We start from the raw sequence: 21,728 nt of genomic DNA on the forward strand, positions 1-21,728 counted from the left end.
GCCGTACCCGCCGTGAGGCGGTACGGCCCCTTCGGCGTTCCCCCGCCCTACGGGGCGGTGCAGACGGTGCCCGCGGCCGGCGGCTTCCCGTCGAGCAGGTACGTGTTCACCGCCTGCTGCACGCACGTGTCGCCGCTGTTGTACGCGCCGTGCCCCTCGCCCTTGTACGTGAGCTCCACGCCGACGCCGGGGCCGAGCCGCTCCACCATCTTGCGGGCGCCCTCGTAGGGGGTGGCGGGGTCGCCGGTGTTGCCGATGACCAGGATCGGGGCGGCGCCGGGGGCGGACACGTCCGGGGTCGTCCAGGCGCCCGCGACCGGCCAGCCGGTGCAGGCCATCATGGCCCAGCCGAGGAAGTCCCCGAAGACGGGAGAGGCCGCACGGAACGCCGGCAGCTTGGCCTTGGTCTGCGCGAGGGTGTAGCGCTCCTTGGAGTCGGCGCAGTTGATCGCGGTGTTCGCGGCGCCGATGTTGCTGTAGCGGCCCTGCTGGTCACGGCCGTTGAGCGCGTCGGAGAGGGCGAGCAGCAACTGCCCCTGCCCGCCGTCGGCCTCGTCCAGCCCCTGCTCCAGCAGGGGCCACAGCTCCTTCGAGTAGAGGGCCTGGGCGATGCCGTTGGTCGCGGCGCTCTCGGTGAGCTGCCGGTTGCCGATGCCCGTGATGGGCTTGGCGGCCAGGTCCTTCTGGAGCTTGATGACGTTGGCCTCGATCTCCTTGGGGGTGCTGCCCTGGAGCCGGCACTCGTCGCCGCGGTCCACGCAGTCCTGGGCGAAGTTGCCGAGGGCGAGCTGGAAGCCCTTGGCCTGGCCCAGGGCCCCCTCCTCGGAGTCCTTGGTCGGGTCCACGACGGCGTCGAAGACGGCCCGGCCGACGTTCTTGGGGAAGAGGTGGGCGTAGACCCCGCCGAGTTCGGTGCCGTAGGAGATCCCGAAGTAGTGCAGCTTCTCGTCGCCCAGGGCCTGGCGGATGCGGTCCATGTCGCGGGCGGCGTTGGGGGTGCCGACGTGGGGGAGGAGCTTGTCGGAGTTCTTCCGGCAGGCCGACTGGTACTCGCGGATGTTCCCGAGGAAGGCCGCCTCCTCCTGGGGGGTGCCGGGGGAGGAGTCCGAGGCGTAGTACGCGTCCAGCTGCTTGTCGTCCTCGCAGCGGACGGGGGCGCTGCGGCCCACCCCGCGGGGGTCGAAGCTGACCAGGTCGTACCGGGCGCGCAGGGCCGCGTACTCCTTGGCGGCGCCGGGCAGGGTGGTGATGCCGGAGCCGCCGGGGCCGCCGAAGTTGAAGACGAGGGAGCCGATGCGGTTCTTGCGGTCGCGGGCCTTGGCGCGGATCAGGGCGATCGGGATCGTCTCGCCCTCGGGTTCCGCGTAGTCGAGCGGCACGTCGAGGGTGGCGCACTGCCAGTCCTTGGGCGGGACCTGGCCGCCGCCCTCCGCGGCGGTGGGGGCCGGGCAGTCGCCCCACTTGAGGGGCTTGGCGCCCTTGGTGCCGCCGGCCTTCGTCTTCTCCCCGCCCCCGCCCCCGCCCCCGTCGCCGTCGTCGGAGCAGGCGGCCGTGGTGAGCAGTGCGGCGGCGAGCGCGGCGGCGGCGGTGACCCGCCAGGCGTTTCTCGGCATGCCCCCATCCTGTGCGGGGTTGCCCACCCCCGCCCCCGCGCTGACCCGAACGGGTCCCTTTCCGGCGCTCCGCCCCGGACCCCGCGGCCGATCACGGGCGCGGCTTGCGCAGGACCAGCAGCTCCGCGGGCGTGCGTACGGGTCTGGGGACGGTCTCCTCGTCGGCTTCCGCGCGCATCAGGGCCAGGCCGGCGGCTATCTCCTCCGCCGGCAGGTACTGGAAGATCGACAGGGCCCGGTGCCCCATGCGCCGGGCGTACGCGCGACGGCTCACTGCCAGGTCCATGACATGTCGTTCCACGGCGACCAGCTCCAGATCGGCCGTCCGCAACTGGGCCACCGTGTGGCCGACCGTGGGCAGCCGGGCCTCCTCGATGGCATGGGCGCTCGGGAAGTAGCGGGAGTGGCGCCGGGTGTAGTCCAGGCCGGAGAAGAAGCCGTGCAGGACGATCAGGCCGCCCGGGCGCAGTACGCGCGCGATCTCGGAGGCCGCCTTCACGACGTCCGAGAAGTGGTGGACCACCTGGAAGAGCACGACCAGGTCCGCGCAGTCGGCGGGCAGCGGGATGAACTCCGCGCGCCCGTCCAGGTAGGCGACGCGCGGGTGGGCGCGGGTGGCCCGGGCCACGTCCAGCATGGAGGCCGAGGGCTCGACGCCGAAGACGCGGGAGCCGAAGCGCTCGGCGAGCAGCGGCGTGAAGCGGCCGGTGCCGCAGCCCAGGTCCACGACGGTGCGCGGCGGGGGCGCTCCCGCGTGCCGCTCGAAGACGTCCAGCCACAGGGCCAGGGTCCGTGCGGGCAGACCCTGGCCGTCCTGGTACGAGGCCGCCACGTGCTCCCCGTAATCGGCGTCCGAGAAAATGGCGGCCTCCTGGCGTCGGCGTCAGCGTCGGTCGAAGCGGTGCGGGTCGAACGTCTCCACGGGCAGGCTCGTCTTTCCCGCGACGGCGAACTGCGCGGCGATCTCGCCGATGACACTGGCGAATTTGAATCCGTGACCGGAGAACCCGCCGAGCAGGGTGAGCCCGGGCAGGTCGGCGCGCGGGCCGATGAGGAAGTGCCGGTCCGGGGTCAGCGAGTACATGCACGACTCCATGCGGAGCGGCTGGGGATCCACGCCGACCAACGTGCGCCCGAGGGCGTCGGCGAAGCGCTGCGCGTCGGCCGCGTCGGGCGGGCGGTGGCCGCCGGCCGGGTCGGTCACCTCGTAGATCCCCGGCCAGGTGTGCAGGCCCACCTTGATGCTCTCGCCGTCGAGCGAGGGGAATCCGTAGAGGTTGTGGTCCCCCGACGCGTCGCTGTGGACGAACACGGGGAAACGGCGGGCGTCGAAGGCGGCGGGGTCCTCCGTACGGAACCAGCCCATCACCCGGCGCTCGACCGTCATCAGCGGCGCGGTGGCGGGCAGCAGCCCGCGCAGCCAGCCGCCGGCGGCCACGACCACGTGGCGGGCGGTCAGCTCGCGGTCGCCGACGCGGACCCGGGGGCGGACGGGGTCCGGCAGGACGGCGGTGACGGCACGGTCCCTCAGCACCTCGGCCCCGCGCGCCTCGGCCGCCCCGACGGCCGCGGTGACGCAGGCCTCGGGGCGCAGGTAGCCGGCGTCCTCCTCGTAGAAGCCCAGCAGTCCCTCGGCGGGCACGTACTGGGGGAAGTCCTCGCGCAGCTCCGCGGTGTCGAGCAGCCGGTACTTCAGGTCCCAGGCCCGGGCGGAGGCCAGTGGCCCGGCGATGACCGACGAGTCGGCCGGCCCCACCATCAGGGCGCCGGTCTGCTCCAGGAGGTGCGCTCCCGAGGTCTCCTCCAGCTCCCGCCAGAGCTGCCACGCCTCCTTGACGAGCGGCACGTACGCGGCGCCCTCGGCGTACGCGCTGCGGATGATCCGGGATTCGCCGTGGCTGGCTCCGCGGTCGTGTCCCGGGGTGAACTGCTCGATGCCGATCGCGTCCACGCCCCGCTCGGCGAGGCGCCAGAGGGTCTGGCTCCCCATCGCACCGAGACCGACGACAATGACATCCGCATCAATTGAACTGCTCATGGATATGCCTCATTGAGGAGATTTTCTGAGGTGCAGTGCAAATCCCTCGCTGACCACCCAGGCGCCGAGAAGTCGGCGTGCTTCTTCGTCGGTCAGCGGATCGCGGCTGACGATAGCGGTGCCGGCAGCGGGGTTCAAATCGTGATCGTAAGCCATCCAAACTCCCGGTATGACACTGGAGTTCGACGGAATTCGGCTGAGAAATCGATAAGTGAGCGTTTCCTGGTGGGAACTGCCGGAGAAGACCATGAGGATGTGATCGGCCTCTTCGGTGAGGGCTCCGCCGCTGTACCTGAGGACGGGAGGCGTCGGTCTCCCGTCGGCCCCGAAGGGCGCCGCGGACGTCGTCCGCTGGATGGCGTAGCGGGTGCGCACACCGGTCCTGACGGTGATCGTGCCGTACCGGAGGATCGGCTGTCCGGCCATGAAGCTGAAGTGGTAGGAATACCACTTCCCGGCCATGGGGTGCCGCTTCATTCGGCGTACCGGATATAAGGCCGCTTTTGCGGTCGGTGCCACGAGCACGCCGATCACCGCTCCCAGGAGAGCGCTGATGAGCCAGTTCGGTTCCTCGGAGCCACTCAGGAAGTGGAGCATCGCAGTCCCCCCGGTCCGCCTGTTCCGCGTCCCGATATCGTGCCCGGGCGGGCTGCGACTACACCCCTAAATGGCTTCCTTGCGCGTGAGGAAGTTGAAGGAGATCCACCCCGGCAGCACCGGCAGCCAGAAGGTCATCAGGCGGAACAGCAGCACCGCCGAGATCGCGACTTCCTTCTCCAGCCCCGCCGCGATCAGCCCGAGCGTCAGCGTGGTCTCCACCGCGCCCATGCCGCCCGGCGTCGGCGCCGCCGACCCCAGCGCGTTGCCCGCCAGGAACACCACCGCGATGCTCGCGTAGCTGATGGCCTCGCCGCCCCCGAACGCGCGGATCGACGCGTCCAGGCACATCACGAAGCAGCCCGTCAGCAGCAGCATGCCGCCGATGCCCGTCATCAGCTTCTTCGGCCGCTGGAGCACGTCCAGCATGCGCGGTACGACGCCCGCGAACAGCGCCCGCACCCGCGTCACGACGAACTTCCGCATGAACGGGACCGCCGTCACCACCAGCACCAGCACCGCCACCGTCAGCAGCCCGGCGATGACCGCCCGCGAGGGGGTCATCTCCGGGGTCTTCTCGGTCCCGGTCAGGTAGCCGAAGGACAGCAGCAGCAGGATGTGGCTGGCCAGCCCGAACAGCTGCGAGGCGCCCACGCTCGCGACCGCCAGCCCCGGGCGGACCCCCGCCCGCTGGAGGAAGCGGGTGTTCAGCGCGACACCGCCGACCGCCGCCGGGGCCACCAGCTTCACGAAGGACCCTGCCACCTGCGCGACCACCGTCCGCAGGAACGGCACCCGCTCCGGTACGAAGCCCAGCAGGCTCATCGCCGCCGCGAAGTACGTCAGCGCCGAGAAGGCGAAGGCCGCGCCGACCCAGCCCCACTGCGCCTCGCCGATAACGGTCCCGAAGTCCACGTGGGCGAGCTGCGTGAGCAGGAAGTACGCACCGAACGCGCCCGCGATGAACGACACCAGCGTGCGCGGCCGGATCCGCTCCAGCCGGGCCGGCTCCACCGGCGCCTGCGGGCGGATCAGCAGCACCTGCTGGCGGATCTGGCTCAGCAGGTCCTCCTCGCGGGCCCCGTCCAGCGCGTCGTCGAGCGCCTTCTTCTCGGCCTTGCGGTCGGCCGCCGCGGCCGAAGCCGACGCGGAGCCCGAGGCCGCCGCATCCGCCTCGCGCGCCGCCTTCGCCGCCCGCGAGGACTCCAGTACGGCCTCCCGCTGCCGCTCGGCCCGCTCCCGGGCCAGCTTGCGCAGCGTCGCCCGCGTGGAGCGGCTCAGCGCGATCGGCTGGAGCAGCGGCAGGCAGTCCGCCACCGCGTCCGGGCCGAGCACCGACACCGCCGAGGCCACCGCCCGCTCCGCGCCGACCCGCAGGCCGAGCGTGGTCAGCAGCTGTGCGATGTCCATCCGGAGCACCAGGTCGCCGGCGGCGATCTCGCCGCCCCGCAGGTCGGTGAGGACGACATTGCCGGAACGATCCACCACCAGGGCGTCCCCGGTGAGCCGCCGGTGCGCGATCCGCCGCGACTGGAGCGCCCGTACCTGCTTCCACGTGCTGCGGGTCAGGTCGTCCGTGATCTCCTCGTCGGGGAGGGAGTCCAGGGTCCGGCCGTCCAGGTGCTCGTACACGAGCATCACGGCGTCCGGGCCGAGCTCGGAGGTGGCGATCAGCTTCGGCGCGTTGGCCCCGGCCGCGATGGCGGCGTACGCGAGGAGCGCCTCCTGCTCCAGCGCCTGGCGCAGCGACTGGAGGCTGCGCCGGGTGGTGATGCCGCGCAGGGTGAGCCGGCGCCAGACCCGGTAGAAGAAGCCCTGGGCCTGCTGCTCGCGGTCGACGACGGTGACGTCGAGCGGCGGCCCGTCCTCCAGGGTGACGTGGTAGCGCCGGCCCCGGTCGCTCACCTCGGAGGGCGGCGGGCCCTCGGGGCCCTCCGCGCGCATCGCGCTGACCGGCTGGAAGCCGACCCGGCGCAGCCCGGCGAGAAGGTTCTGCCCGGTGGGACGCACATTGGGGGAGCCGACGGCGTAGAGGGTCCCATACGCGACGCTCCAGCCGATCAGCACGGTGAGGATGATCGAGAAGGGGGTGGTGTACCCGTTGACCAGCATGGTCAGGGCGTTGAGCAGCAGGACCACCCACAGCGCGACGCGCCAGTGGGGCCTGCGGGTCATGCCGACGGCGGTCATGTACGCGATGACCGGCGCGAGGTAGCCGTGCACCGGATCGGTGAGGGCTCCGCCGCCCGCGGGACGGGTGAGGGCGTCCTGGATGGTGCCGGGGGCGGCCTGGGAGACCCATAGGTCGGTGGCGAGGGTGACGCCGTGCGCGAGGACGGCGGCGAGTACGCCGTCGGCGATGCGCAGCCCGTCGCGTTTGATCAGCCGCTCGATGGCGAAGGCGACGGGGAGCAGCAGCACCGCGATGCTCGACACGAGCGCGGCGACCTTGATCAACAGGTCCGGCGCCTGGCCGGTGCCCTTGTTGATGTCCTCCTCCAGGCCGACGGTGGTGCCGTGGGCGAAGGCGGCGATGCCGAGCAGGACGGCGATGCCGAGGATGCCGACGAGCAGGCGTACGAGGTCGGACGGCCGGTGCACGCGGGCGGCGAGCAGCGGTTCGTCGACCTCGACCCGGTCGGCGGCGGTGGGGGCGTGGCCGTGCGGGCCCTCGGCCTCGGCGGCGGTGTCGGTCTCCGCCTCGGCCTCGGCGTCGCCGGTCGTGCCGGTGCCGCCGTCGGCCCGGCGGCGGTCCGGACGGGGCTCCGGGGTCTCCGGGGTCTCGTGGCTCTCCGGGCGGGGGCCAGATCGGGGGGTGGGGCCGTCGTCAGGGCGTGCGCCGTCGTCCGTCGCCGCGCCGTCCGGAGGGCTCACACCCTGCTCCTTCGTCGTCACTTCCGTCTCTTCGTGATCACGTATCACCAGTCACCGCCCGGAAGATGGTGGCACGGACCGACGGGTCGGCGGGGCATCAGGGTGCGAGCCGGTGTGGAACCGAAACTTCCGCCGGCGGGCGTCCGGCGTACTGCACCATGTGCCGAATGAGTGAGGAGCTGCCCGCCTACGCGGAGCGCGTGCTGGAGGTGGCCGAGCGTATTCCGCCCGGCCGGGTGATGACGTACGGGGACGTCGCCGAGTGGCTCGGCGAGGGCGGACCGCGCCAAGTCGGGCGCGTCATGGCCCTGTACGGGGGAGCCGTGCCCTGGTGGCGGGTGGTGCGGGCGGACGGCGTGCCGCTGCCCGGGCACGAGCTGCGCGCCCTGGAGCACTACCGGACCGAGGGCACCCCGCTGCGCCTGACGGCCGGCGCCGGCGGCGGCGAACCGCGGCTGGACATGCGCCGGGCGCGCTGGGACGGGGACCCCGGACAGGACGGCACGCGCGACGAGGCTCACACCTGACAGCTTCGGCCATGCGCGGCCCCGGCGGGCGGTCGAGTGACCGTGCGAACGCCCGTACGGGGTACCCGGGGGGACTGCGCGGCGTCGGCCGGTTGCCGTAGCGTTGCCTCTTCGGCTTCTCCCCGAGCCGTCACGGCACCACCCGAAGACCCACCAGGACCGGCACCCCACGTGATCACCTCTTCCTCCGACAGCCGCCGCACCGAACGGCGGCGTACGCGGACCCCCGACGCGTACCGCCTGGTGCGCACCGGGCCGGAGCGGGTGGATCCCCCTGTGCTGGACGCAGCGCAGCGGGCCGTGGTTGACCACACCGCGGGACCGCTCCTGGTCCTGGCCGGACCGGGTACCGGGAAGACGACCACGCTGGTCGAGGCGGTCACCGCCCGGGTGGAAGCGGGGACGGACCCCGCGCGGATCCTCATCCTCACCTTCAGCCGCAAGGCGGCGGTGGAACTCCGCGACCGGGCGGCCCTGCGACTGGGCGGTGCGCGGGCTCCGCAGGCCACCACCTTCCACTCCTTCTGCTACGGCCTGGTCCGCGCCCACCAGGACGCCGACCTCTTCGCCGACCCGCTGCGGCTGCTGTCCGGCCCCGAGCAGGACGTGATGGTCCGCACCCTCCTGGAGGGCCAGCGCAGGCTCCGCTCGATCCGTTGGCCGGACGACCTGCGGGCCGCGCTCACCACGCGCGGCTTCGCGGACGAGGTCCGCGCCGTCCTGGCCCGCGCCCGCGAGCTGGGCCTCGGCCCGCAGGCCCTGTCCTCCTTCGCCGACCGCATCGGCCGCCCGGACTGGAAGGCGGCCGCGGCCTTCCTCTCCGAGTACCTGGACGTCCTGGACCTCCAGGGGATGCTGGACTACGCGGAGCTCCTGCACCGCGCGGTCCTCCTGGCGGAGCGCACCCCGTCGCTGGCCTCCTCGTACGACGCGATCTTCGTGGACGAGTACCAGGACACGGACGCTTCGCAGCTACGGCTGCTGCGGGCGCTGACCGGACCGGGCGGCACCGTGGTCGCCTTCGGCGACCCCGACCAGTCGATCTACGCCTTCCGCGGCGCCGACATCAACAACACCCTGGACTTCGAGTCGGCCTTCCCGGGCGCGGCCGTCAAGGCCCTGACCGTCGGCCGCCGCTCCGGCGCGGCCCTGCTGACGGCCACCCGCCTCCTCACGACCCGGATGCCGGTCCCACGCCTGCCCGCGGCTGCGGTACGCGCCCACCGGAGCCTCCAGCCGACGCGGGAGGGCGGCCGGGTGGAGGTCTTCACGTACCCGACGGCCGGCGCCGAGCTCGACAACATCGCCGACATCCTGCGCCGGGCCCACCTGGAGGACGGCGTGCCCTGGCAGGACATGGCCGTCCTGGTCCGCTCGGGCGGCCGCACCCTCCCGGCGATGCGCCGCGCCCTGATCTCGGCGGGAGTGCCGGCCGAGACGGACGCCACGACCACCCCCCTCCGCCACGAACCGGCCGTGGCCCCCCTCCTGACGGCCCTCCGCCTCACGGCCACGGCCGCGTCCGGCGTGACCGCGCCGACCAACCCGCCCGAGCCCGACGCCGAGTCCGACCCGGCGGCAGCCCTCGACACCGACCCGGCGGGGAGCCGGAGTCCCGGCCCCGCGCACCCGGCCGCCCCGGCCGCCCCGGCCGAGACCGGCGAGCAGCCGGTCACCGCCGGGCCGACCCCGGCTGCAGGCCGCGCATCCGGCCCGGGGGGCCGGCCCGACGCAGTCCCGGCCGACCCGACCGAGGACCCGCTGTCCGGCTCAGCCGGCATTGCCGCTACGACCGGCGAGCTTGCTCGTGGCTTCGGGGCGGGTGGGCGGGGAACATCCCCCGAGCCCGACGCGCCCGCCGAGCCGGCCCCGTCCGCAGGCACGGCGTCCGTCCCGGCCGTCGGCCCTGCCGCAGCCGGCGGCGAGGTGGGCGAGCTTGCTCGTGGCTTCGGGGCGGGTGGGGAGGGAACTTCCCTTGAGCCCGACGCGGTCGCCGAGCCGGCCCCGCCCGCAGGCCTGGCGTCCGTCCCGGCCGTCGGCCCTGCCGCTGCGGCCGGCGTCGAGGTGGGCGAGCTTGCTCGTGGCTTCGGGGCGGGTGGGCGGGGAACTTCCCCCGAGCCCGAGCCCGACCCCGGCGCACGCGCAGGTCTCGGCTTCGGTACGGAGGGCCCGGCCAACGCCGTGGAGCCGGGTCCGGGCGACGAGCCCGAGCACTCTGCCGAGCCCGACGCAGTCGAGGCCGCCGACCCCGCCGGAGGCGTCGAGGCCGCCATCGCGCTGCTCACCTCGCCGCTCGGCGGGATGGACGCCGCCGACCTGCGGCGCCTCGGGCGGGCGCTGCGCGACGAGGAGCGCGCCGCGGGCGTCAAGGTGCCCGCGCCCTCCGACGTCCTGCTCGCCCGCGCCCTCGCCGAGCCCGAGCGGCTCACCGCGCACGACCCCGCCTACGCCCGCGGAGCGCAGCGCCTCGGCCTGCTCCTGCGCAAGGCCCGCGAGCTGCTCCAGGGCGGCGGCACCGCCGAAGAGGCCCTGTGGATCCTCTGGGACGGCACCCCCTGGCCCCAGCGGCTGGAGCGCAGCGCCCGCCGCGGCGGCCCGGCGGGCCGTAACGCCGACCGCGACCTCGACGCCGTCTGCGCCCTCTTCGACACCGCCGCCCGCGCCGAAGAACGCACCGGAGGCCGCGGTGCGCTCAACTTCCTCGAACAACTGGAAGCGGAGGACATCGCCGCCGACACGTTGACGACCCGCGCCACCCGCTCCGACGCCGTCCGCCTGATGACCGCCCACCGCTCCAAGGGCCTGGAGTGGTCCCTCGTCGTCGTCGCCGGCGTCCAGGAGGGCTTGTGGCCCGACCTCCGCCGCCGCGGTTCCCTCCTGGAGGCCGACCGCATCGGCCGCGACGGCCTCGCCGAACCCCTCACCCCCGGCGCCCTCCTCGCCGAGGAACGCCGGCTCTTCTACGTCGCCGCCACCCGCGCCCGCGACCGCCTCGTCGTCACCGCCGTCAAGGCCCCCGCCGACGACGGCGACCAGCCCTCCCGCTTCCTCACCGAGCTCGGGGTGACCCCGAAGGACGTCACCGGCCGCCCCCGCCGCCCCCTCGCCGTCCCGGCGCTCGTCGCCGAACTGCGGGCCACCACCGTCGACCCCGAGGCATCCGAGGCCCTGCGCGACGCGGCCGCCCGCCGCCTCGCCCGCCTCGCCGCGCTCACCGACGACGAGGACCGCCCCCTGGTCCCCGCGGCGCACCCGCAGCGCTGGTGGGGGCTGTACGAGCCCACCCGCAGCAGCGTCCCGCTGCGCGACCGGGACCGGCCCGTCGCCCTGTCCGGCAGCGCCCTGGACCAGCTCGCCAACACCTGCTCCCTCCAGTGGTTCCTCGGCCGCGAGGTCAAGGCCGACGCCCCCTCCACCGCCGCCCAGGGCTTCGGCAACGTCGTCCACGTCCTCGCCGACGAGGTCGCCTCCGGCCGCACCCCCGCCGACCTGGCCGTCCTCATGGAACGCCTCGACTCCGTATGGGACGCCCTCGCCTTCGACGCGCCCTGGAAATCCCGCCAGGAGAAGGACAACGCCCGCGCCGCCCTCGAACGCTTCCTGCGCTGGCACACCACCGACCGCGGGGGCCGGGCCGCCGTGGCCACCGAGCACGAATTCGACGTCACGCTCGAAGCCGGCGACGTCGCCGTTCGCATCCGGGGTTCCATGGACAGGGTCGAATCGGACCCGCAGGGGCGTGCGTACGTCGTCGACTTCAAGACCGGCAAGTCCGCGCCGACGAAGGACGAGGTCGCGCGCCACCCCCAGCTCGCCGTCTACCAGCTCGCCGTGCGCGAGGGCGCCGTCGACGAGGTCTTCGACGGCCTGCGCCCCGCGCCCGGCGGCGCCGAACTCGTCCAGCTCCGCCAGGGCGCCGCCCAGCGCGACGGCGGCGACACCGTCCCCAAGATCCAGGCCCAGCAGCCGCTCGACGGGGAGTGGGTCGGCGACCTGCTCGCCACCGCCGCCGGCCGGGTCCTGGACGAGCGGTTCGCGCCCGCCGCGGGCAAGCACTGCGACCACTGCTCCTTCCGCAGTGCGTGCAGCGCCCGCCCCGAAGGCCGCCAGACCGTCGAGTGACGAGGCCGTCGGGGACTGTCGGTGGGGGCGGCTAGCCTTTTTACGTGTCCGCGCGTCCGTCCGTCCTCACCGACCCCGAGCAGCTCAAGGAGCTCCTCGGGATCCCTTTCACGCCCGAACAGATGGCCTGCGTCACCGCCCCGCCCGCCCCGCAGGTCGTCGTCGCCGGCGCCGGCTCCGGCAAGACCACCGTCATGGCCGCCCGCGTGGTCTGGCTCGTCGGGACCGGCGCGGTCGCGCCCGAGCAGGTCCTCGGCCTGACCTTCACCAACAAGGCCGCCGGTGAACTGTCGGAGCGCGTACGGAAGGCACTCGCGCGGGCCGGGATCACCGACCCGGACCCTTCCCCGGCCGATCCCGACGCGGCCGGCGGCGAGCCGCGCATCTCCACGTACCACGCCTTCGCCGGCCAGCTCCTCAAGGACCACGGCCTGCGCATCGGCCTGGAGCCCAGCTCCCGCCTCCTCGCCGACGCCACCCGCTTCCAGCTCGCCGCGAAGGTGCTGCGCGAGGCCCCCGGCCCGTACCCCTCGCTCACCAAGTCCGTCCCCGACCTGGTCGGGGACCTCCTCGCGCTCGACGGGGAGCTCTCCGAGCACCTGGTCGAGCCGGCCGAGCTGCGCGCGTACGACACCGAGCTGCTCGGCGTCCTCGCCGACGCCAAGCTCACCAACGAGGACCTGCGCAAGGTCCCGGAGGCCGTGCGCGGCCGCCTCGAACTGCTGGAGCTGGTCAGCCGCTACCGCGCCGCCAAACGCTCCCGCGACCTCTTCGACTTCAGCGACCAGATAGCCCTCTCCGCGCGGCTCGCCACCACCCGGCCCGAGGTGGGGGCGCTGCTGCGCGAGGAGTTCCGTGTCGTGCTCCTGGACGAGTACCAGGACACCTCCGTGGCCCAGCGCCTCCTGCTCTCGGGCCTCTTCGGCGCGGGCTCCGGCCACGCCGTGACCGCAGTCGGCGACCCCTGCCAGGCGATCTACGGCTGGCGCGGGGCCTCCGTGGCCAACCTCGACGACTTCCCCCAGCACTTCCCGCACGCCGACGGCACCCCCGCCACCCGGCTCTCCCTCAGCGAGAACCGGCGCAGCGGCGGCCGCCTGCTGGACCTGGCCAACGGCCTCGCCGCCCCGCTGCGCGCCATGCACGAGGGGGTGGAGGCGCTGCGCCCGGCGCCGGGCGAGGAACAGGCCGGCTTCGTGCGCTGCGCGCTGCTCCCGACCCACGCCGAGGAACTCGAATGGCTCGGGGACTCCGTCGCGCACCTCGTGCGCACGGGCACGGAGCCGGGGGAGATCGCGGTGCTGTGCCGCTCGGCGGGGGACTTCGCACAGATCCAGGCCGTACTGGTGGCCCGGGACGTGCCGGTGGAGGTCGTCGGCCTGTCCGGGCTGCTCCACCTCCCCGAGGTCGCGGACCTCGTCGCGGTCTGCGAGGTGCTCCAGGACCCGGGCGCCAACGCCTCCCTCGTGCGGCTCCTCATCGGCCCGCGCTGGCGGATCGGCGCGCGGGACCTGGCCCTGCTGGGCCGCCGGGCACGCCTGCTGGTGGGCCGCGCGCCGTCCTCGGCGGAGGACGCGGACGAACGCCTCGCGGCGGCCGTCGAAGGCGTGGACCCGGCGGAGATCGTGTCCCTGGCCGACGCCCTGGAGACCTTCCTCGACGGCGCCGGACAGGCCCCGGACGACCTCCCCTTCTCGGCGGAGGCCCGGGTCCGCTTCGCGCACCTCGCGCAGGAGCTGCGCGACCTGCGGCGTTCGCTCGCCGACCCGCTGATGGACGTACTGCACCGCGTGCTGTCCGCCACCGGCCTGGAGGTGGAACTGTCCGCCTCCCCGCACGCGCTGGCGGCCCGCCGACGCGAGACGCTGTCGAACTTCATGGACGTGGCGGCCGGTTTCGCCGCCTTGGACGGCGAGGCCTCCCTCCTCGCCTTCCTGGCCTTCCTGCGCACGGCCGCCCAGTACGAGAAGGGCCTGGACCACGCGCTGCCCGGCGGCGAGAACACGGTCAAGGTCCTGACCGCCCACAAGTCCAAGGGCCTGGAGTGGGACGTGGTCGTGGTCCCCGACCTCTGCGCGGGGTCCTTCCCGAAGGACAAGGCACCTGAGGCCTGGACCTCGTACGCGAAGGTGCTGCCGTACGCGCTGCGCGGCGACGCCCCGACCCTGCCGGAGGACCCGGCCTGGACCTCGGCCGGCCTGAAGGCCTTCAAGGCCGCCCTCAAGGACCACAAGTCGGTGGAGGAGCTCCGCCTCGGCTACGTGACCTTCACCCGCCCCCGCTCCCTCCTCCTGGCCTCGGGCCACTGGTGGGGCCCGACCCAGAAGAAGCGCCGCGGCCCGTCCGCGTTCCTGTCGGCGCTGTACGAGCACTGCGCGGCCGGCTTCGGCGAGATCGAGGCCTGGGCGGACGAGCCCGACCCGTCGGCCGAGAACCCAGCCCTGTCCGCCGAGTCCACCCCGGACCACTCCTGGCCCCTGCCGCTCGACCCCCAGTCCCTCACCCTCCGCCGCGCGGCGGCAGCCCTGGTGGAGTCCTACCTGACGACCCCGCCCCCACCGCCCTCTCCGCCGCAGGACGAGTCCTACCTCTGGCCCCCGGACTGCGAAGACCCGTCCTACGACGACGAACCCTGGCCGGACCCATGGCCCGACCCCGAGCCGGCCCCGCCACACCCGACGGACGAAGCCCGCCCCCAGACAAAACCGCCCGTCGGCACTACCGCCCCGGCCCCTGCCGGCGTTGGGGCCGCTCCGCGCCCCACGGCGGAGCCGCATGCCGGCAACGACGACCCAGAGGGCGATGCCCTCCGAGCCCCGGCCGAGGCCGCCGCCCCGGCCCGAGCCGAAGCCCGTGCTGCGGCGGAGCCGCGTGCGGGTGCTGACCCCTTCGCTCGTGCGGGGGCCGCAGGCCCGACGCCTACCGGGGCCGGGTCCCGTGCTGCCGCGGAGCCGGATGCGGGTGCCGCCGATGCGGCGGGTGCTGATCTCTTCGCTCCTGCCGGGGCCGTAGGCCCGACCCCTGCCGGGGCCGGGTCCCGTGCTGCGGCGGAGCCGCATGCGGGTGCCGCTGACGTGGCGGGTGCTGACTCCTTCGCTCCTGCCGGGGCCGCAGGCCCGTCCCGTGCCGGGGGCCGGGGCGGAGCCCCGGTTTCGGGAAGGGGCGGGGTGGGGGAAGAGCCCGCCCCGGTCGACCCCGCCGCGCCGCTCGACGACGACCTCTGGCCGGAGGCAGCCCTGTGGGCCCCCGCCCCGGCCCGGCCCGCCGCAGGCGCAGCCGCGCGCGGTGCCGGCGCCCCGACCTCCGCCGGCGGGCCGGACGAGAACACCGGCCACGCCGAGCCCAGCCCGCGTGCAGCCGAGCAGGGCGCCCCCGCATGGCCGGAGGCCGACGACCCGGAAGCCGACGACCCGTGGGCGGCGGAGCCATGGGCGGCCGAGCCATGGGCGGCGAAGCCCCGGCAGGCGAGGCCCCCGTACGCCGCCGACCAGGCCGGCGGCCGGCTGGCTCCCGAGGACGCCCGGGCCATCGCCTCCTGGGACCGCGACCTCGACGCCCTGGAGGGCGAGCTCCGCCGCGCCCGCGCGGCCGTCCGCGACGTCGAGCTCCCCGCAGCCCTCTCCGCCAGCCAGCTGCTCCGGCTCGCGGCCGACGAGCAGGGCTTCGTACGCGACCTCGCCCGCCCCATGCCCAAGCCCCCGCAGCCCGCCGCCCGCCAGGGCACGCGATTCCACGCCTGGGTGGAGTCCCGCTTCGACGAGCTCCCGCTCCCGCTCCTCGACGTCCTCGACCCCGCCACCGAGCTGCCCGGGTCCGACCAGGAGATCGCCGACGAGGCCGATCTCGACGCCCTCAAGGCCGCCTTCGAGCGCAGCGAGTACGCCGACCGGCCCCCCCACCGCATGGAGGCCCCGGTCCAGCTCACCCTCGCCGGCCGAGTCATCCGCGGCCGGATCGACGCCGTGTACCGCACGGACACCGGCTACGAGATCGTCGACTGGAAGACCGGCCGGACCACCGAGGCCGACCCCCTCCAGCTCGCCGTGTACCGACTGGCCTGGGCGGAGGCCACCAACACCCCGCTCGCCCAGGTCACCGCCGCCTTCCTGCACGTCCGCAGCGGCCGGGTGATCCGCCCCCGCAACCTCCCCGACCGGGCCCGCCTTGAGCGGATCCTCCAAGGCGAATCGGGCCCGGACGGTGATCATCAGGTGGACGGTTAGGCTCGTGGGCATGAGCGACACCCAGCCGGACAACGTCGTCCGCACGTACATCGACACCCACCGCGCCGCCTTCCTCGACGACCTCGCCGAGTGGCTCCGCATACCCTCCGTCTCGGCCCAGCCCGAGCACGCGGGCGACGTACGCCGCAGCGCCGAATGGCTGGCGGCGAAGCTCAAGGAGACCGGCTTCCCGGTCGCCGAAGTCTGGGAGACGAATCCGGACGGCGCCCCCGCCGTCTTCGCGCACTGGCCGAGCGAGGACCCCGACGCCCCCACCGTCCTCGTCTACGGGCACCACGACGTCCAGCCCGCCGCCCTCGCCGACGGCTGGCACACCGACCCGTTCGAGCCGGTGATCCGCGACGGCCGCATGTACGGGCGCGGCGCCGCCGACGACAAGGGGCAGGTGTTCTTCCACACCCTCGGCGTACGGGCGCACCTGGCGGCCACCGGCGCCTCCGCCCCCGCCGTGCACCTCAAGATGATCATCGAGGGCGAGGAGGAGTCCGGCTCCGTCCACTTCCGCGAGCTCGTCGAGGCCCGCGCCGCCGAACTCGCCGCCGACGTCGTGATCGTCTCCGACACCGGCATGTGGTCCGAGACCACCCCCACCGTCTGCACCGGCATGCGCGGCGTCGCCGACTGCGAGATCGACCTCCACGGCCCGGACCAGGACATCCACTCCGGCGCCTTCGGCGGGGCCGTGCCCAACCCGGCCACCGCCGCCGCCCGCCTGGTCGCGGCCCTGCACGACGAGGACGGCCGGGTCACCGTCCCCGGCTTCTACGACAACATCGCCGAGCTCACCGACGCGGAGCGCGCGCTCATCGCGGAGCTGCCCTTCGACGAGGCCGAGTGGCTCCGTACGGCCAAGTCGTACGCGGCCTCCGGCGAGGCCGGGTACTCCACGCTGGAACGGGTCTGGGCCCGCCCGACGGCCGAGGTCAACGGCATCGGCGGCGGCTACCAGGGTCCCGGCGGCAAGACCATCGTGCCCGCCTCCGCCCACCTGAAGCTGTCGTTCCGCCTGGTGTCCGGGCAGGACCCCTACGAGGTCGAGGAAGCCGTCAAGGCCTGGGTCGCGGCCCGGATCCCCGACGGCATCCGCCACTCCATCACCTTCGGCGCCCCGACCCGGCCGTGCCTGACCCCGCTGGACCACCCGGCCCTGCAGTCCGTCGTACGGGCCATGGGCCGCGCCTTCGGGCAGAAGGTCCGCTTCACCCGCGAGGGCGGATCCGGGCCGGCGGCGGACCTCCAGGACGTCCTGGACGCGCCCGTCCTCTTCCTCGGAATCTCGGTACCGTCCGACGGCTGGCACTCGCCGAACGAGAAGGTCGAGCTGGACCTCCTGCTCAAGGGCGTCGAGACGACCGCCTACCTCTGGGGAGACCTGGCCGCCGCCCACCGCACGCCCGCCTGATCCGAGGCACACACCTGTCGTACCGAGTGCCGAGTAGCGAGTACCAGTACCGAGTACCGAGCCTGCCTGTCCCACCACCGGGGGAGTTGGAAGTACCAGTGAGCACCCATACCGAGCGCCCTCTCTCGCTCGCCGCGCCCAGCGGAATCGACCGTGCCGCGCACCACCGCCTCGACGAGGCCTGGCTCGCCGCCGCCTGGAGCCACCCGACGACCCGCGTCTTCGTCGTCTCCGGCGGCCAGGTCCTGATCGACGACACCCCCGACGGGGGCACGGGCATCGTGATGACCCCGGCCTTCGAGGCCCCGGTCACCGAGACCCACCGCTACTTCCTGGGGACCGACGAGGACGGCGTGCGGTACTTCGCGCTGCAGAAGGACTCGCTGCCGGGCCGCATCGACCAGTCGGCCCGCCCGGCCGGCCTGCGCGAGGCCGGACTGCTGCTGAACGACCGCGACGCCGGGCTGATGGTGAACGCGGTGGCGCTGGAGAACTGGCAGCGGATGCACCGCTTCTGCTCCCGCTGCGGCGAGCGCACGGTGGTCGCGGCCGCCGGGCACATCCGCCGCTGCCCGGGCTGCGGCGCCGAGCACTACCCGCGCACCGACCCGGCCGTGATCATGCTGGTCACCGACGAGCAGGACCGCGCGCTGCTGGGCCGCCAGGTGCACTGGCCGGAGGGACGTTTCTCCACCCTCGCCGGATTCGTCGAGCCGGGCGAGTCGATCGAGCAGTCCGTCATCCGCGAGGTGTGGGAGGAGGCGGGCGTCAGGGTCGGCACGGTCGAGTACGTGGCCAGCCAGCCGTGGCCCTTCCCGTACAGCCTGATGCTGGGCTTCACGGCCCGCGCCACCACCTCCGACATCACGGTGGACGGCGAGGAGATCCAGGAGGCCCGCTGGTTCTCGCGCGAGGAGCTGCGGGTGGCGTTCGAGACGGGCGCGGTGCTGCCGCCGTCGGGCATCTCCATCGCCGCCCGGCTGGTCGAGCGCTGGTACGGCGAGCCGCTCCCGAAGTCCGCTTCGTAACCTTCGTCACACGGGAAAGGCCCCCGCCGCGGCGGGGGCCTTCTTCGTGCTCGCTACGCGCCCGGGGCGACCGCTCAGACGGCGAGGGCCTGCTTGACCTGGGCAAGGCTCGGGTTCGTCATGACGGACTCGCTGCCGGCGGTGGACTTCACGAGCACGGTGGGAACCGTCTGGTTGCCGCCGTTGGCCTTCTCCACGAACGCCGCGGACTCCGGGTCGAGCTCGATGTTGATCTCGTTGTACGCGATGCCTTCCCGGTCCAGCTGGGTCTTCAGCCGACGGCAGTACCCGCACCAGGTCGTGCTGTACATCGTGACGGTGCCCGTGTCCTGCATGCTGCGCTCTCCTTGGTGAAGGCTCGGTGGTACGAGTAGTCGAACGCGACGGACCCCGCGGCCATTCCCGCACGGGCCTCCCCGCACCGCCGGTGTGACTCATATGACGGATGCCTCTGGCCTGTGGACAAGTTTCTCGCCCGACCCACCGGACCTGGCAGCATGGCGGGGTGACAGCAGCAACGCACTCCTCATCCTTCCCGGCCGGCCCCGCCATCGCCGACTCGGCCGACGCGGTGCTCCTGGGCCTGGACCCGGAGCAGCGCGAGGTCGCGACGACCTTGCGCGGACCGGTGTGCGTGCTGGCGGGTGCCGGTACCGGCAAGACCCGCGCGATCACCCACCGCATCGCCTACGGCGTCCGGTCCGGCCAGCTCATGCCGGCCAGTGTGCTGGCCGTCACCTTCACCAACCGCGCCGCCGGAGAGATGCGCGGCCGCCTGCGCACCCTCGGCGCGGGCGGTGTCCAGGCCCGCACCTTCCACTCCGCCGCCCTGCGCCAGCTCCAGTACTTCTGGCCCAAGGCGGTCGGCGGGGACGTGCCCCGGCTGCTGGAGCGCAAGATCCAGCTGGTCGCCGAGGCCGGCGCGCGCTGCCGCATCCGCCTGGACCGCAATGAGCTGCGCGACGTGACCGGCGAGATCGAGTGGGCCAAGGTCACTCAGACGGTGCCCGCCGACTATCCGGCGGCCGCCCTCAAGTCGGGCCGCGAAGTCCCCCGGGACATGGCCGAGATCGCCCAGATCTACGGGACGTACGAGCAGCTCAAGCGCGACCGAGCAATGATCGACTTCGAGGACGTACTGCTCCTCACCGTCGGCATCCTGCAGGACCGCCACGACATCGCGGAGCAGATCCGCGCCCAGTACCAGCACTTCGTGGTCGACGAGTACCAGGACGTCAGCCCCCTCCAGCAGCGGCTGCTGGACCTGTGGCTCGGCGAGCGCGACAGCCTCTGCGTCGTCGGCGACGCCAGCCAGACCATCTACTCCTTCACCGGGGCCACCCCCGACCACCTGCTGAACTTCCGCACGCGCTACCCGCAGGCCACCGTGGTCAAGCTGGTCCGCGACTACCGCTCCACCCCCCAGGTGGTCCACCTCGCCAACGGGCTCCTGAACCAGGCCAAGGGGCGGGCCGCCGAGCACCGGCTGGAGCTGATCTCCCAGCGCGAGCCCGGCCCCGACCCGGTCTATGCCGAGTACGCCGACGAGCCCGCCGAGGCCGAGGGCGTCGCCCACCGGATCCGGCACCTGATCGCCGCGGGCGTCCCGGCCGGCGAGATCGCCGTGCTCTACCGCATCAACGCCCAGTCCGAGGTCTACGAGCAGGCCCTCGCCGACGCCGGGGTCCCCTACCAGCTGCGCGGAGCCGAGCGGTTCTTCGAGCGCCAGGAGGTCCAGAAGGCGATCCTCGCGCTGCGCGGTGCCGCCCGCTCCGGCGGGAACGACCCGCTGCTCGACGATGTCGTGGAGCTGGGCTCCCAGGTGCGGGCGGTGCTCAGCTCCACCGGCTGGACCACCGAGCCGCCCGCCGGCTCCGGCGCCGTGCGCGACCAGTGGGAATCGCTGGCCGCGCTGGTCCGGCTCGCCGAGGACTTCGCCCGGGCCCGGCCCGGGGCCACCCTGGCGGACCTCACGATCGAGCTGGAGGAGCGCAAGGCCGCCCAGCACGCCCCGACCGTCCAGGGCGTCACCCTGGCCTCGCTGCACGCGGCCAAGGGCCTGGAGTGGGACGCCGTGTTCCTCGCCGGCCTCGCCGACGGCATGATGCCGATCACATACGCCAAGACCGACGAGCAGGTCGAGGAGGAGCGCCGGCTGCTCTATGTGGGCGTCACCCGGGCCCGTTTGCACCTGACGCTCTCCTGGGCGCTCTCCCGCGCCCCCGGCGGCCGGGCCTCCCGACGCCCCAGCCGCTTCCTGAACGGCCTGCGGCCGGGCTCCGCAGCCCCGGGAAGCGGGCCCGGCTCCGCCACCGAGCGGGGTGCGCGCAAGCGCGGCCGTCGCGGCCCGGTGCTGTGCCGGGTCTGCGGCAAGACCCTGACCGAGGCCGGCGAGCTGAAGCTGATGCGCTGCGAGGACTGCCCGTCCGACATGGACGAAGGGCTCTACGAGCGGCTGCGGGAGTGGCGCGCGGACCAGGCGAAGGAGCAAGGCCTGCCCGCGTACTGCGTCTTCACGGACAAGACGCTGATGGCGATCGCGGAGGCCGCGCCAGGCGAGGCGGGAGAGCTCTCGATGATCTCCGGAGTGGGCGGCCGCAAGCTCGAGCGGTACGGAGCTGAGGTCCTGGCCATCTGCACAGGTCAGGAGCACGGGGCCGAGGATCCTGACGACGCGTGAAAACTCGTCGTAAAAATAGTTTGCACATGCCCAGCGAAGACCCATAGGTTCTTAGCAACGGAAACGGTGGCTTCTCCGAAGCCCTGGATCCGTGCTGTACTTATCCGAATACGCATGGGACAGGCCCCCGGGCCGAGTCCCCGAGACGCCGAGAGGAGGCGAGACCAGTGACCAGCTTCATGACCTTCACCAAAATGACCGATCGCTCGGTCGACGCTTCCTGCCTGCTCGGTTCCGTCTCCCTCCTGGGTACCGGTGTGTCCGCGATTTCCGCCGACCGCCCCGCCCTGCTGGCGACCCTTCCGGTCAGTGAGCGCAATGAGCGACCGACCCAGGCACCGGTGGCAGTACTGGCAGCAGAAGCCAAGGCGCATGGCGCCTATGGCTTCGGTGCCGCAGCCGGTGCCGCCAGTGCCGGATTCAAGCGCCAGACGAAGCAGACGAAGCAGCAGCACCACCTGATGTGGGCCTTCCGTGGGCTCGAACCCTGGAGTGATCCAGCCTGATCGCATGATCAGGCCGGCGCCTTCAGGGCCGCGGAACCCCACCCGGGATCCGCGGCCCTTCTGTTTGTCCCCGAACGGGGATGACGGAGCGAAGGGG

Annotated in this window: 13 protein-coding genes; 7 read left to right on the top strand and 6 right to left on the bottom strand. The window is 73.5% G+C overall.

The features are described 5' to 3' along the window. Nucleotides 1–47: 47 nt before the first annotated feature. From ACZ45T_RS02825 to ACZ45T_RS02845, 5 genes are all read right to left on the bottom strand, one after another. Nucleotides 48–1,613 carry an alpha/beta hydrolase gene (locus ACZ45T_RS02825; RefSeq protein ID WP_468436740.1) on the bottom strand — a complete coding sequence of 522 codons (1,566 nt, stop codon included), beginning with the start codon at nt 1,611–1,613 and terminating at the stop codon, nt 48–50. Between the two features lie 91 nt (nt 1,614–1,704). Further along, nucleotides 1,705–2,445 (bottom strand): class I SAM-dependent methyltransferase, encoded by a 741-nt coding sequence (locus tag ACZ45T_RS02830; RefSeq protein WP_468436742.1) that lies wholly within the window; start codon nt 2,443–2,445, stop codon nt 1,705–1,707. Nucleotides 2,446–2,496: 51 nt separating this feature from the next. Continuing rightward, nucleotides 2,497–3,651, bottom strand: a complete 1,155-nt coding sequence (solA, locus tag ACZ45T_RS02835) for an N-methyl-L-tryptophan oxidase (protein ID WP_468436744.1) — start codon at nt 3,649–3,651, stop codon at nt 2,497–2,499. A 9-nt stretch (nt 3,652–3,660) separates the two neighbouring features. Further along, nucleotides 3,661–4,248: a hypothetical protein gene (locus tag ACZ45T_RS02840; protein ID WP_468436746.1), complete on the bottom strand. Its 588-nt coding sequence runs from the start codon at nt 4,246–4,248 to the stop codon at nt 3,661–3,663. A 66-nt stretch (nt 4,249–4,314) separates the two neighbouring features. Next, nucleotides 4,315–7,170, bottom strand: coding sequence for a lysylphosphatidylglycerol synthase transmembrane domain-containing protein (locus ACZ45T_RS02845; RefSeq protein WP_468436748.1), 2,856 nt, complete (start codon nt 7,168–7,170; stop codon nt 4,315–4,317). A 119-nt stretch (nt 7,171–7,289) separates the two neighbouring features. On the opposite strand from ACZ45T_RS02845, the gene ACZ45T_RS02850 reads away from it, so the two are divergent. From ACZ45T_RS02850 to nudC, 5 genes are all read left to right on the top strand, one after another. Continuing rightward, complete coding sequence (locus ACZ45T_RS02850) at nt 7,290–7,649, top strand: MGMT family protein (protein WP_468436750.1); 360 nt, start codon at nt 7,290–7,292, stop codon at nt 7,647–7,649. A gap of 174 nt (nt 7,650–7,823) precedes the next feature. Next, complete coding sequence (locus tag ACZ45T_RS02855; RefSeq protein WP_468437014.1) at nt 7,824–11,771, top strand: UvrD-helicase domain-containing protein; 3,948 nt, start codon at nt 7,824–7,826, stop codon at nt 11,769–11,771. 44 nt (nt 11,772–11,815) lie between these two features. After that, nucleotides 11,816–15,994 (top strand): UvrD-helicase domain-containing protein, encoded by a 4,179-nt coding sequence (locus ACZ45T_RS02860; RefSeq protein ID WP_468436752.1) that lies wholly within the window; start codon nt 11,816–11,818, stop codon nt 15,992–15,994. 10 nt (nt 15,995–16,004) lie between these two features. Continuing rightward, entirely contained in the window at nt 16,005–17,417 is a 1,413-nt protein-coding gene (locus ACZ45T_RS02865) for a dipeptidase (RefSeq protein WP_468436754.1), read from the top strand. An 86-nt stretch (nt 17,418–17,503) separates the two neighbouring features. Then, on the top strand, nt 17,504–18,445 hold the full coding sequence (gene nudC / locus ACZ45T_RS02870) for an NAD(+) diphosphatase (RefSeq protein ID WP_468436756.1): 942 nt from the start codon (nt 17,504–17,506) through the stop codon (nt 18,443–18,445). A 74-nt stretch (nt 18,446–18,519) separates the two neighbouring features. Here the strand turns inward: nudC and ACZ45T_RS02875 are convergent, their stop codons facing one another. Further along, nucleotides 18,520–18,780, bottom strand: coding sequence for a mycoredoxin (locus ACZ45T_RS02875; RefSeq protein ID WP_468436758.1), 261 nt, complete (start codon nt 18,778–18,780; stop codon nt 18,520–18,522). Between the two features lie 110 nt (nt 18,781–18,890). On the opposite strand from ACZ45T_RS02875, the gene ACZ45T_RS02880 reads away from it, so the two are divergent. After that, a complete protein-coding gene (locus ACZ45T_RS02880; RefSeq protein WP_468436760.1) occupies nt 18,891–21,125 on the top strand; it encodes an ATP-dependent DNA helicase UvrD2 in 2,235 nt (744 codons plus the stop codon). Between the two features lie 167 nt (nt 21,126–21,292). Beyond that, nucleotides 21,293–21,631 carry a hypothetical protein gene (locus ACZ45T_RS02885; RefSeq protein WP_468436762.1) on the top strand — a complete coding sequence of 113 codons (339 nt, stop codon included), beginning with the start codon at nt 21,293–21,295 and terminating at the stop codon, nt 21,629–21,631. The last annotated feature ends 97 nt before the right edge of the window (nt 21,632–21,728 follow it).

It is taken from the genome of Streptomyces sp. NPDC030995 (assembly GCF_055571215.1).